The 12,790-nt window shown below is 51.2% G+C and carries 15 protein-coding genes; 6 read left to right on the top strand and 9 right to left on the bottom strand.

Translation table 11 applies throughout. From position 1 onward, the window contains the following. Positions 1–45: 45 nt before the first annotated feature. Entirely contained in the window at positions 46–267 is a 222-nt protein-coding gene (locus tag CWE14_RS05650) for a hypothetical protein (RefSeq protein WP_126798501.1), read from the bottom strand. Positions 268–349: 82 nt separating this feature from the next. Between CWE14_RS05650 and CWE14_RS05645 the strand changes: the two genes are divergently transcribed. Beyond that, positions 350–784: an Rrf2 family transcriptional regulator gene (locus CWE14_RS05645; RefSeq protein WP_126798500.1), complete on the top strand. Its 435-nt coding sequence runs from the start codon at positions 350–352 to the stop codon at positions 782–784. Positions 785–788: 4 nt separating this feature from the next. Here CWE14_RS05645 and CWE14_RS05640 read toward each other — a convergent pair whose 3' ends face one another. Further along, positions 789–1,100 carry an ArsR/SmtB family transcription factor gene (locus tag CWE14_RS05640; protein ID WP_241972335.1) on the bottom strand — a complete coding sequence of 104 codons (312 nt, stop codon included), beginning with the start codon at positions 1,098–1,100 and terminating at the stop codon, positions 789–791. A gap of 156 nt (positions 1,101–1,256) precedes the next feature. Between CWE14_RS05640 and trhP the strand changes: the two genes are divergently transcribed. Next, entirely contained in the window at positions 1,257–2,567 is a 1,311-nt protein-coding gene (trhP, locus tag CWE14_RS05635; RefSeq protein ID WP_126798650.1) for a prephenate-dependent tRNA uridine(34) hydroxylase TrhP, read from the top strand. Beyond that, positions 2,567–2,767, top strand: coding sequence for a YfhL family 4Fe-4S dicluster ferredoxin (locus CWE14_RS05630; RefSeq protein ID WP_126798499.1), 201 nt, complete (start codon positions 2,567–2,569; stop codon positions 2,765–2,767). The genes trhP and CWE14_RS05630 overlap by 1 nt, the downstream gene beginning before the upstream one ends. Here CWE14_RS05630 and CWE14_RS05625 read toward each other — a convergent pair. The 7 genes from CWE14_RS05625 to coaD form a co-directional block, all read right to left on the bottom strand. After that, a complete protein-coding gene (locus tag CWE14_RS05625) occupies positions 2,764–3,942 on the bottom strand; it encodes an acyl-CoA dehydrogenase (RefSeq protein ID WP_126798498.1) in 1,179 nt (392 codons plus the stop codon). The genes CWE14_RS05630 and CWE14_RS05625 overlap by 4 nt on opposite strands. Before the next feature lie 26 nt (positions 3,943–3,968). Further along, positions 3,969–4,826 (bottom strand): cysteine hydrolase family protein, encoded by an 858-nt coding sequence (locus CWE14_RS05620; protein ID WP_126798497.1) that lies wholly within the window; start codon positions 4,824–4,826, stop codon positions 3,969–3,971. A gap of 51 nt (positions 4,827–4,877) precedes the next feature. Beyond that, positions 4,878–5,252, bottom strand: a complete 375-nt coding sequence (locus CWE14_RS05615) for a DUF6746 family protein (RefSeq protein WP_126798496.1) — start codon at positions 5,250–5,252, stop codon at positions 4,878–4,880. 165 nt (positions 5,253–5,417) lie between these two features. Continuing rightward, positions 5,418–6,614 (bottom strand): ABC transporter permease, encoded by a 1,197-nt coding sequence (locus CWE14_RS05610; RefSeq protein WP_126798495.1) that lies wholly within the window; start codon positions 6,612–6,614, stop codon positions 5,418–5,420. Continuing rightward, the gene (locus CWE14_RS05605; protein ID WP_126798494.1) at positions 6,611–7,546 is read right to left on the bottom strand and encodes an ABC transporter ATP-binding protein; all 936 of its coding nucleotides are present in this window, start codon (positions 7,544–7,546) and stop codon (positions 6,611–6,613) included. The genes CWE14_RS05610 and CWE14_RS05605 overlap by 4 nt, the downstream gene beginning before the upstream one ends. Positions 7,547–7,699: 153 nt before the next feature. After that, positions 7,700–9,301: a phosphoenolpyruvate carboxykinase (ATP) gene (pckA, locus tag CWE14_RS05600; RefSeq protein ID WP_126798493.1), complete on the bottom strand. Its 1,602-nt coding sequence runs from the start codon at positions 9,299–9,301 to the stop codon at positions 7,700–7,702. A gap of 189 nt (positions 9,302–9,490) precedes the next feature. Further along, entirely contained in the window at positions 9,491–9,976 is a 486-nt protein-coding gene (coaD, locus tag CWE14_RS05595; RefSeq protein WP_126798492.1) for a pantetheine-phosphate adenylyltransferase, read from the bottom strand. A gap of 181 nt (positions 9,977–10,157) precedes the next feature. On the opposite strand from coaD, the gene CWE14_RS05590 reads away from it, so the two are divergent. Genes CWE14_RS05590 through glpE form a run of 3 tightly spaced genes read left to right on the top strand, consistent with a single transcriptional unit; the run spans position 10,158 to position 12,772 of the window. Next, positions 10,158–11,351: a glycine C-acetyltransferase gene (locus CWE14_RS05590; RefSeq protein ID WP_126798491.1), complete on the top strand. Its 1,194-nt coding sequence runs from the start codon at positions 10,158–10,160 to the stop codon at positions 11,349–11,351. Positions 11,352–11,404: 53 nt separating this feature from the next. Next, positions 11,405–12,433 (top strand): L-threonine 3-dehydrogenase, encoded by a 1,029-nt coding sequence (tdh, locus tag CWE14_RS05585; protein ID WP_126788676.1) that lies wholly within the window; start codon positions 11,405–11,407, stop codon positions 12,431–12,433. Further along, positions 12,434–12,772, top strand: coding sequence for a thiosulfate sulfurtransferase GlpE (gene glpE, locus CWE14_RS05580; RefSeq protein WP_275065551.1), 339 nt, complete (start codon positions 12,434–12,436; stop codon positions 12,770–12,772). The last annotated feature ends 18 nt before the right edge of the window (positions 12,773–12,790 follow it).

The raw sequence follows: 12,790 nt of genomic DNA, 5'->3' as shown, positions 1-12,790 counted from the left end.
CTCCCGCAAAGTTTAAACCATCGAAGTCGGCAGGTACCGGACGCCTTATCTTAACTCTCGTCCCAGCTGGGATTGCGCCACTAAACGCAGTACATAGGCCAGCTTAAACAGCCCTGCTGTAACAATTTGTGCAACATGGAGCAAGGTAATCGCCATCAGCGGAAGCTCAGTTTCAAGCCCCCATGCGCCGTACACCGCAGCACCGAACGCCAATAGAAAAAACAGCATGCTTGCGTTCGACCACTTTAATAAAGTTTCACCTGACATAAACATACCTTAATAATGCACCTTATTAAGATGCATTATTAAAGCATGTACTTACTTTGTCAACGTGTGCGATAATTTTGTCATGCAAATTAAAAAATACACCGACTACGGTTTACGCACACTGATCTATCTTGCCACCCTTCCAAAAGGAAGGCTGGCAACTATTAATGAGATCTGTGCTGCCTATGAGATACCCAGAAATCACCTGAATAAAGTGATTCACCAATTGGGTAAAGAGGGTTTTATCATCACCAGGCGTGGTAAAAATGGTGGTTTTCAGCTCGCAGCTGAACCCGCGGAAATCCGCCTGGATCACGTGATAAGACGTTTAGAGGGAGATACACCCTGGGTTAATTGCCATAGCCCAGTGTGCGTCATTGAGCCGGCGTGTGAACTGAAGCACATTCTGGCCGCAGGCAAACGTGTGTTCTACGATTACCTGGCCAGTTACACGTTACATTCGCTACTACACAAGCGGAATGAGCTAGAGCAGATATTTAGCACCCGAGAATTCTAAAAACTTAAGCGCCGCAGAATAACTCATACAAAGTTTCCAGCACTTTCTGCGCTTTCGCATCCGCTAGATGGTAATAGACGGTGGTACTTTCCTTACGGAATTCGACGATACCCTGCTCTCGCAGGCGAGCCAGATGCTGCGACAGCGACGATTGTGAAATACTGAGTCGCTCCTCAAGCTCACTCACGCACAGCTCACCTTCAACCAAATGGCACAGGATTAACAGGCGATGCTGGTTACTCAGCAGCTTTAACAGCGTGGCCGCTTCGCCAGACTTTTCTTCAATTTGAGCCATATCGATGTGTTGTGTATTCATACGTCGCCAACATAACAAAGGTAATTAATGTTTGCGGATTATAGCGCAAACTATTCGATCTTTGTGATAGATCAATGGGATTTACCGAACATTTTATACACTATACCGCCCCCGCCTGGGAAGCTCCCCTAGGTATTTTGTCGTATTTTGAGGATAATTATGCAACCAGAGCTTCTTTCGCCGGCCGGTAACCTCGACGCAATGCGCTCCGCCTTCGCCTACGGAGCCGATGCAGTCTACGCTGGCCAGCCACGCTACAGTCTTCGTGTACGCAATAACGCATTTGACCTGGCTACCCTCGCTCAGGGTATTAAGGAAGCCCATAAACTACGTAAAAAGTTTTATGTAGTAAGTAATATTGCCCCACATAATCGAAAGATAGACACTCTGGTGGATGACTTAGCTGAGGTGATTGAATTATCACCCGATGCGCTCATTGTCTCTGATCCTGGGGTTATTATGTTACTTCGCCGACATTTCCCCGAGATGCCGTTGCACCTGTCGGTACAGGCCAACACCATCAACTGGGCCGCCGTCGAGTTCTGGCAGCAACAAGGCATAGAACGGGTCATTTTATCGCGTGAACTGGGGCTCGACGAAATCGCTGAGATCCGCCAACGCTGTCCTGATATGGAACTTGAGGTATTTGTACACGGCGCCTTGTGCATGGCCTATTCGGGAAGGTGTCTGCTGTCCGGGTATTTCAATAAGCGCGATCCGAACCAGGGTGCGTGCACCAACGCCTGTCGCTGGCAGTACAAAGCCAGCGCCGCGACTGAAGACCAGGTCGGTCAGCTAAATCCGCAGCCCGTGTTGCTGGAAGAACCCATGCGTCCGGGAGAATACATGCCGATGGATGAGGATGAACACGGTTCCTATATCATGAACTCGAAGGACCTTCGTGCGGTTCAGCATGTTGCTGCATTGGCAGCGATGGGCGTGCATTCATTAAAAATCGAAGGTCGCACCAAGACGCCGTATTACGTCGCACGTACCGCCCAGGTTTACCGTCAGGCGATCGATGACGCGGCCGCAGGCCGTCCGTTTAATACGCGCTTGCTGCATGCTCTTGAAGGCATGGCCAACCGCGGTTTCACTGAAGGCTTTTTGCAGCGGCACCGGCCGCAGGACACGCAAAATTACGCCACCAGTCACAGCAATGGCAACCAGCAATTGGTCGCAACCTTTACCGGTAAAGCGAAAGGTAACTGGGTCGAGGCAGAAGTGAAGAATAAGTTTAGTCTGGGTGATCAGCTCGAACTGATGACCCCGCAAGGGAATCACGCCTGGACGTTAAGTAGTTTAAGCAACGCGCAGCGGGCTCCGATTGAGGTCGCTAAGGGGTCCGGGCACCAGGTATGGCTGCAGTTACCGGCTCCGGCAGCCACTGCGAAAACGCAGCTTAAACATGCTTACCTGCTTCGTACCGACAGAGTGCTGGATACCCTGGCCGTGGAGGCAAGCTAATGGCACTTACCATTACCAACGACTGCATCAACTGTGACATCTGCGTTGCGGAATGCCCTAATGACGCGATCTCCATGGGTAAACTTGTCTACCAGATAAACCCAGACACCTGCACCGAATGCGAAGGATACTACGACCAACCCCAGTGCATTCCGGTGTGCCCCGTCGATAGTATCATTCAGCTACCTGCTAACCGCTAAAAAGCGGCTAACCCGGTTTGCGCACGCCCCAGAATAAGCGCATGCACGTCGTGGGTGCCTTCGTACGTATTCACCGCTTCCAGGTTCATCACATGACGAATAACGTGGTAGTCATCGGCGATACCATTCCCGCCGTGCATGTCACGGGCCACGCGTGCAATATCCAGCGCTTTACCACAACTATTGCGCTTAATCAGGCTAATGGTTTCCGGCGCCAGTTGGCCCGTATCGGCCATTCGCCCAGCTTGCAGGCAGCCTAACAACCCAAGCGAAATGTCTGTTTGCATATCTGCCAGTTTCTTCTGAATCAACTGAGTCGCAGCCAGCGGCCGGTTAAACTGTTTACGTTCAAGGGTATACTGCCGCGCTGCATGCCAACAGAATTCAGCCGCCCCTAACGCGCCCCAGGCAATCCCGAAACGGGCTTTATTGAGACAACTAAAGGGACCTTTCAAACCTCGAACGTCAGGAAAAATATGGCTTTCAGGTACAAAAACCTGGTCCATCACAATTTCACCGGTAATCGACGCACGGAGGCTGAACTTCCCTTCAATTTTGGGCGCTGACAGCCCTTGCATGCCTTTTTCCAGCACGAAACCACGGATCTCACCATCGAGTTTTGCCCACACCACAAAGACATCCGCTATCGGGCTGTTGGTGATCCACATCTTACTGCCACTCAGTTGGTAGCCCCCGTCGACACGTACGGCACGGGTTTTCATACTGGCAGGGTCCGAGCCGGCATCAGGTTCAGTTAGGCCGAAGCAACCCACCCATTCGCCACTGGCAAGCTTGGGCAGGTAGGTCTGGCGCAAGCTATCGGTTCCGAACTGATAAATCGGATACATCACCAGAGAACTTTGCACGCTCATTGCGCTGCGATAACCACTGTCGACCCGCTCTATCTCGCGCGCGATCAAGCCATAACTGACATGGTTGACCCCTGCGCAGCCGTACTCTTCGGGCAGTGTCGCGCCGAGTAAACCGAGTTCGCCAAGTTCATTCATGATGGCGCGGTCAAAATATTCCTCTCGATTGGCTTGCAGGATCCGCGGCTGCAATTTTTGCTGACAATACTCATGTACGCTATCGCGGATTAAACGTTCTTCGTCAGTAAGCATGGTATTCAGAGCAAAGGGGTCCTGCCAGTCAAAGTGCGCGCGCGAACTTGTCATTGTGCTTCCTTTTTTAAGTCAGTTTATTAGCCAGTGTCGCCACTCGGTGTCTCGACACCCGCCTCAGGTTCGGGTTGCATGCGGGTCGTTTCACGGGCACTGCAGAGCGCCTTGGTATCAGTTACAAACCCCCAACATAAGCGGGTATTGTGAAGTACTGCCTGCTTGCAAAAGTCCGGACTGGAGGTGGCGGTCGCGTCCTCTATCAGCAACACATTGTAATCCCGGAAGCAGGCATCTTCCATCGTTGTAGTGACGCACTGGTCGGTGTTTACGCCTGCAAATAATAAAGTATTAAGCCCCTGGGTACGCAAAATCTGCTCAAGATGGGTACCGTAAAAACCACTGGTGCGTACTTTATCTACCACGACGTCGTTATCTTGCTGCAGATCCGCAAGCTCTTCCACCACTTCGGTCCCCCAGGTTTCGCTAATCAACGCTTTGTGGCTACCGAGGCTTTCACCAATGCCCTGCATAGCAACAGACTTCTTGTACTGATAGAGCGTTGGCGCGCCCAGGTTTCGCAAGTCTTCCCGATTCGCCCACCCAATCCAGACGACCCACAGGTCATGCTTTCGCGCCCATTCTAAAGCGCGCTGAATCCCGGGTATTGCGCTACGACAACGTTCCGTCGCAAAGCCTGCCTGATCAGCCCAGCCTCCGGTACTGCAAAAGTCGTTCTGCATATCGACAATCAACAATGCCATGCGGCGGGTGTCTTCAACCACAGGCGATTCGGTAGTACCTATTTTAAGCAGGCGCCCAATGGGTCGATGGTGAGGTGACAGGTCGATATGATCGTGTTCCAGGTGCCAGCGCGCGGTACTAGCGCCTAACTGAACACCACCAAGGTCGGTCTTTTGATAGGTTTTACGCTGGGGCATGTGGTCTCCCGGGCTGTGGCCAATGACTACAGCCTAGGAGAAGTAGCGAGGTTATTGAAGTATTTCGTTCATACTTTGCAGGTAACGACGAGCATTGTCTAACACCCGGTTGTTATCCATCGTTTCAGAACCAAGATGAACTTCTTCCAGCACCTCAGCAGTCCCTTCTAGTTCAGCCTGCAAGCGCTGCAGCGCATTTTCAAGGGTATAGGTAAGTTCGTGAATCTTCACCATATCCTCATCGCTTAATTCGCTCTGGCTAATCAGTGCATCCAGTTCCTGATTGTAATTGGTCAGATTGCTCACCGCCTGTTCAATGGACTCAGCCGGTAAGGCCTGATAGTGCTCCGGCCGTTGGTCAGCGTTCGCTGTCGACAGGGTGGCACCCCATAATAAAGCGGTAACAGTCAGTACTTCTTTAATCATATCTTCACTCCCTCGGTTAGGTTGTGGCGTTGAGACGACTCAATGCAACAACAGTACACCAATGATAATGATTATCATCTTCATGATCAAGTCATGCTCCTTAACTACCTATAAAAAAGCCCCACCACTACTGGTGAGGCTAGTTCGAATTAGCTGGTGATTCGCTTAGGTATTAATAATCACGCGCCAGATATCGCGCCAGCCCGGCTCCTTACCATACATAGTAATCCCATAACGGAACAGGCGGGCCGCCAGTTTACGCGCCCAATAAAGCGTGACCAGCATCAGCCCTACCGAGATCACCCATTGCCACCAGGGCACCCCAACTTCAGCAACCCGGATCGGCATCGCGGCAAACGACGTCAGCGGGAAGATACTTAGAAAAGTAGCTAAGCCACTGTCAGCCGAGCCAACAATGGAGAAACTGGCAAACACCGGTACCATCGGAATGAACATCACCACCGAGCGCGATGAATGATTAGGGTCATCAATAGTGGCGGCAAAACCGGCGAGGAAGCTGTTTACCAACAACAACCCGACGAGCAGGAAAAATATCGCATTCAGAAATACCAGCAGGCTCAGCGGCAACTGCATAAAGCCGCCCTGAAATGCCATGTGCACACCATTCACCAGTAAGAACATTAAAAAGCCAGTCAGCAGCATCGACTTGGCACTGTGCATGGTAACGCCGAGGATCTTTCCATCCATCCACTCCTGCGGATTGAGCAGCGTCAACAACTGCTCTGTAACCCGGGTTTGTTTTTCCTGGGTAATCGAAGACATCATCAGCGCGAAGCCATTCATCACACCGATAAACAGCAACAGCACGATCCCGCCGGTAATCAGACTGCGCCCACGACGCTCATTCTCGGCGCTTTCTGCATCCTCGTCGTCAGCCCGGCTGGTGTAGAACATACTGATCTCAACGTCACTGTGATAAAACTCACGGGCCTCGTCGTCCAGCTCCAGGGCATTAAATTTGCGGTCCTGCATCCACTGGCTCAGCTCGTTGCGCAGACTGTCCTGCCACGATGCACTCTTTTCGACATGCAGCACCATATCAAAGCCTTCAACGTCCAGAACGCCGTCATAGTCTTCGCCGATGGAACTGATAATCCGGTCTTTCTGGACCGGTGGCAAACGGACAAACTCGACCTTTTCAACTTCGGGTAAGGCCCCTTCATCAAACACCGCGATACGTTGCTCGCTATCGAAAAATGCGACAATCATCGGCCACAGAATAGCTAGCATGAAGCCACCCAGCATTAACCCTATGGTTAGCAATTCCTGTTTCCATTTAAAGAAACGTAAGAACTCAAAAGTCGCGACACGACGAACTCGTTGCAGATAAGCTGAACTCATGAGCGGATCTCCTGGGTAGCAGTAGAGCTGCGGACAGCGGATAAATACAGATCATGCAGTGGCTTGCGATGGCGCCGAAACTCTTGCAACGGGCCACAGGCAGCAACCTGTTTAAGCAACTCATCGAGCGGCGCGTTTAAGTCAACGTCGGCTTCGAAATGGGTGCCGGCGGCATTACTTTGCAAATTGTCCAGCGCCAGGCTTTGCAGTGCGCCCGTCTCGACCTGACGAGAAAAACTAAAGTGAATCTGCTGGCGGTCCGCCAGCTGGTTATGGATAGCATCCAACGAGCCTTTGGCGATGACTTCACCGCAGTTCATCAATACGAACTCGTCGGCCAGGCGTTCAACCAGATCCATCTGATGAGCACTTAATAAAATCGTCACCCCTTCGGCCTTCAGCTCTTTCAATACTGTCAGCACGTGCTCCTGGTTAACCGGGTCCAGGCCTGAAAAGGGTTCATCCAGAATGACCATGGGAGGACGGTGCAACAGGGTCGCAATCAACTGGATCTTCTGCTGATTGCCCTTGGATAACTGTTTCAGGTGTTCGTTGGCACGCTCGGTGAGTTCAAAACGTTGCAGCCAGTGGTCAAGCTGTCGCTCTATCTCCGCCTTCTCAAGGCCGCGCAACTGACCAATATAGATTAAGTTCTGCTTTAAGGTCCGGTCCTGGTATAAACCTCGATCTTCCGGCAGGTAACCAAAGCTACCGTCGGGTAAATGGGGATAGCTCTTGCCTTCCGACTCAACCCGGATCTCGCCGCTGTCCGGCTCTGTCAGCCCAACCAGCATTCGCACCAGCGACGACTTACCCGCCCCATTAGGCCCCAGCAACGCGATGATGCCACCATCATTGACCGAAAAAGAGACCTGGTTGACGGCACGCAGGGTGGCGTACTCTTTTACCAGATTAGAAATTTCTATATGCACGTTTTTATCCTGTCTTGTTGTTGTAGCAAGGATTGCATTCACAACTGCCTAGTGTGCCTTGCAGTTGTTAAAAAATCATAAAAAAAGTCGGCGAATGCCGACTTTTTATGTTTCAGATTGTTACTGTCGTCAGAGCGACAGTCTTACCTGTTGTTACAACTGAGGTCCTGCTGCAACCAACGCCTGGCCTTCGTCATTGTCGGTGAACTTCTCGAAGTTCGCGACAAACCGAGCCGCCAGATCCTGAGCTTTTACATCCCAGTCATTCGCATCCGCGTAGGTTTGCCGTGGATCCAAAATCGAGCTGTCTTCAACGCCTGGTAAGTTAGTCGGCATCGCCAGGTTAAAATAAGGCAATTCAACAAACTCTGCATCTTCAATGCTGCCATCAAGAATCGAGTCAATAATAGCGCGGGTCGCTTTGATCGAAATACGCTTGCCGGTGCCATTCCAGCCGGTATTTACCAGGTAGGCTTCGGCGCCAGCCGCTTCCATCCGCTTGCCTAGCACTTCAGCGTACTGAGTCGGGTGCAGACTTAAGAACGCCGCGCCAAAACAGCTTGAGAAGGTCGGCGTTGGCTCAGTAATACCGCGCTCCGTGCCGGCCAGCTTGGCAGTAAAACCAGACAGGAAGTGGTACTTGGTCTGGTCTTTGGTCAATTTTGAAACCGGTGGTAACACACCGAACGCGTCGGCGGTTAAGAAAATCACTTTCTTCGCATGACCGGCTTTAGACACTGGCTGGACGATGTTGTCGATGTGATAAATCGGATACGAGACACGGGTGTTCTCAGTCTTCGAGTTGTCATCAAAATCAACCGTGCCATCATCACCTACGGTGACATTTTCCAGCAAGGCATCGCGGCGGATCGCATTGTAAATATCCGGTTCAGCTTCCTGTGACAGGTTGATTGTCTTAGCATAACAGCCGCCTTCAAAATTGAAGACACCATCGTCATCCCAACCATGCTCGTCATCGCCGATCAGCTGACGCTTTGGATCCGTCGACAAGGTGGTTTTGCCGGTACCCGACAAACCAAAGAAAATTGCCACATCGCCTTCTTTACCAACATTGGCCGAGCAATGCATCGAGGCGATGCCTTTCAGTGGCAAAAAGTAGTTCATCATTGAGAACATGCCTTTCTTCATTTCGCCACCGTACCAGGTGCCGCCGATAAGCTGGACACGCTCAGTCAGGTTGAAAGCAACAAAGTTCTCAGAGTTAAGGCCCTGTTTCTGCCATTCAGAATTAATGCACTTGGCACCATTCATAACGATAAAGTCTGGCTTGAAGGTTTTCAGTTCGTCGTCTGAAGGGCGGATAAACATGTTCTTAACGAAATGTGCCTGCCACGCCACTTCGGTAATAAAACGTACCGCAAGACGAGTGTCTTCGTTGGCGCCACAAAAGGTGTCGACCACAAACAAACGCTTACCGGATAACTGACTGGTGACCACACCTTTCAAATGGTTCCAGGTGTCCTGATCAATTGGCTTGTTGTCGTTCTTACCTTGATCCGACCACCACACGGTATCTCTGGTGGTGTCATCGCGCACAATGTACTTATCTTTCGGTGAACGACCGGTAAAAATACCAGTATCTACTGCGACCGCACCTAAGTTGGTGACAACGCCTTTTTCATAACCTTCTAAATCACTGCGGGTTTCTTCTTCGAAAAGCAGCTCATAGGAAGGGTTATAAACGATTTCCGTGGCCTCTGTAATACCATATTGGCTCAGATCCAGATCGGTCATGATACGACTCCTGCGGGACAGTCTGTTTAATTAAGTGGGTAAAGCGTCAACCCAAAAAGCCAGCCCGCGGAGAACCGACTTTTTGACCAGACCAGTTCATTGCCACAAAGAGGCGATTGAACGGTCAAATTTTGGGCGAGAATCATAGCGGTTTTCAGCCCGAAAAGATACCCCGCTATGCATTTTGCATTAATTTTGCGCGAGGGCTTTTTGCAGGGCTTGCGCGACCCGCGCATCGGTAAACTGCGTTACATCGCCATGGTGCAACGCGACCTCTTTTACTAAGGTCGAGGAAATAAACGAGTTTTCTTCTGACGGGGTTAAAAATACCGACTCCAGGCCGGGGTGTAAGCGACGGTTCATATTGGCCAGCTGGAACTCGTATTCGAAGTCCGAGACGGCCCGTAAACCACGAATCAGCACGGTGGCGTCCTGCTCACGCGCAAACTCTACCAGTAAGCCGGAAAACCCTACCACTTCGACGTTCGGCAAATGACTGGTGACAGCCTTAACCAACTCAACCCGCTGCTCAAGAGTAAACAATGGCTTCTTACTTGGACTCGCCGCTATGCCGACCACTACCTGGTTAAATAAGTTGGCGGCACGCTCAATTAAATCGCTGTGACCATTGGTGATAGGGTCAAAGGTTCCGGGGTAAATTGCTTTTGTGTGCATCGGCTGTTTACCTGTGTGCAAATGGCTGGCCAGGGCTTAAAGCATGGCCACTGTTACTAAAAGTGTACAAATCATAACAGGGAAAGGTCTGCGCTGTGAAAGAAAGGATGATCATTTAACGGCGGGCGCGTAAAATGGCGACTATTAATTGACAGACAGCATGCTAAGGCAGAGGTTAAGGATGAAAAACGATTTTTACCAGCAAATCCGGACACAAATTGAAGAGGTGAAAGACGAAGGCCTGTTTAAGAAAGAACGGATTATTTCATCCTCACAATTTTCCGAAATTGAGGTAAACCAGCACAAGGTACTCAACTTCTGTGCCAATAACTACCTGGGCCTGGCGAACCACCCACAGCTTATTGCCGCCGCTAAAGAAGGCCTCGATAAGCACGGCTTTGGTGTTGCCTCAGTACGCTTTATCTGTGGCACTCAGGACATTCACAAAACACTTGAGCAAAAACTCAGCGACTTTCTGGGAATGGAAGACACCATTCTCTATTCGTCGTGCTTTGACGCCAATGCAGGCCTGTTTGAAACTCTGCTTGGGCCGGAAGACGCGATTATCTCCGACGCATTGAACCACGCCTCTATCATCGATGGCGTTCGTCTGTGTAAAGCTAAACGCTACCGGTATGCCAATAACGACATGCAGGCACTGAAAGAGCAACTCGACAAAGCAAAAGCTGACAACGCCCGACATATCCTGATTGCGACCGATGGTGTGTTCTCCATGGACGGTGTGATTGCCAATTTATCCGGCATTTGCGATTTAGCCGAAGAGTACGGCGCCATGGTCATGGTTGATGACTCCCACGCGGTTGGCTTTGTCGGCCAGAAAGGCCGCGGCACCCATGAGTACCATCAGGTCATGGACCGGGTGGATATTATTACCGGCACTCTGGGTAAAGCATTAGGAGGCGCGTCAGGCGGCTTCACTGCAGCGAAAAAAGAAGTTGTTGAATGGCTGCGTCAGCGTTCGCGCCCTTATTTGTTTTCCAATTCACTGGCGCCATCAATTGTTACTGCATCTATCCGGGTACTTGAGATGCTCAGCGAAGGCGATGAGCTGCGCGAAAAGTTGAATGAAAACAGCCGTTATTTCCGTGAAAAAATGAGTGCCGCAGGCTTCGAATTAGCCGGTGCTGACCACGCGATTATCCCAGTCATGCTGGGCGACGCGAAAGTCGCGTCGGAAATGGCGGACCGTCTGCTGGACGAAGGTATTTATGTCATTGGTTTTTCATTTCCGGTGGTACCGAAAGGTCAGGCACGAATTCGTACCCAAATGTCAGCCGCGCACAGCCGCGAGCAATTAGATCGCGCCATCGATGCCTTTATCCGCATTGGTAAAGATCTTGGCATCGTTTCCTAGCCACGTCTGAGCGCCTGACAGCACTGATATTCATTCCTGTTTGAGGATGTAGCATGAAAGTTTTAGCAAAGTTAAAGCCTGAACAAGGCATCTGGATGAGCGAAGCCGACAAACCCGAAGTTGGCTACAATGACATTCTGATTAAAATTAAGAAAACCGCCATTTGCGGGACCGACGTTCACATATACAACTGGGACGAATGGTCGCAGAACACAGTGCCTGTCGGCATGACCGTAGGCCACGAGTATGTCGGTGTAGTTGCCGCCATAGGCGAAGGGGTGCGGGGTTTTGAAATTGGTGACCGGGTATCAGGCGAAGGCCATATTACCTGCGGTCACTGCCGTAACTGCCGTGCCGGCCGTCGCCATTTGTGCCGCAATACCATGGGCGTTGGTGTGAACCGCCCAGGCGCATTTGCCGAATTCCTGTCCATTCCAGCCGACAATGCATTTAAGCTGCCAGATGAAGTCACTGATGACATGGCCGCTATTTTCGACCCCTTTGGCAATGCAGTGCATACCGCGCTTTCCTTTGACTTAGTCGGTGAGGACGTTCTTATCACCGGTGCTGGACCAATCGGAATGATGGCAGCCGCGGTGGCCAAACATGCCGGCGCCCGCCATATTGTAATAACCGACATCAATGACTACCGCCTGAAACTGGCCAAAGAAATGGGCGCGACACGCACGGTTAACTCGAAGCAGGAAAACCTTAACGACATCATGAACGAGCTGGGCATGAGTGAAGGCTTTGATGTCGGACTGGAAATGTCCGGCGTTGCGGTTGCTTTCAATGACATGCTAAAAGCAATGAACCATGGCGGTAAGGTTGCACTACTGGGTATTCCGCCCGGAGATATGGCGATAGACTGGAATCAGGTCATTTTTAAAGGGCTGGTGATTAAAGGTATCTACGGCCGCGAAATGTTTGAGACCTGGTATAAAATGGCGGCGCTTATCCAGTCTGGTCTGGATCTGACTCCTATGATCACCCACAGCCTGCCGATCGATGAGTTCCAGCAAGGCTTCGATATCATGCGCTCAGGAAAATCGGGTAAAGTTATTCTCGACTGGGAGGCCTAGGTGGCCGACTTTAAACGTCTCAGTATTGAACAGGCCCGTCAGCTAATGGCGACCCGCGAGGTCGTCCTTGCCGATATTCGCGACCCTCAGTCCTACGCGCTCGGGCACATCCCGGGCGCCGTGCGTTTAAGCAACGAAAACCTGCATGAGTTTATTCTTGAGCAGGATCAACAACAGCCGGTGATTGTGGTTTGCTATCATGGCGTCAGTAGCCAGGGTGCTGCACGCTACCTGGTTGAACAGGGGTTTGCTGAAGTCTACAGTCTGGATGGCGGCTTTACCTCCTGGCAACAGTACCAGCCTGATCAGGTGGCCCAGAATCACGCAGGACGCGATTAAGGCGAAGGAATACAGCCC

The sequence above is a fragment of the Aliidiomarina soli genome, from assembly GCF_003986975.1.
Lineage (GTDB): Bacteria > Pseudomonadota > Gammaproteobacteria > Enterobacterales > Alteromonadaceae > Aliidiomarina > Aliidiomarina soli.
The sequence above is the reverse complement of the archived record's forward strand: the minus strand, read 5'-3'. Positions and strand labels throughout refer to the sequence as shown.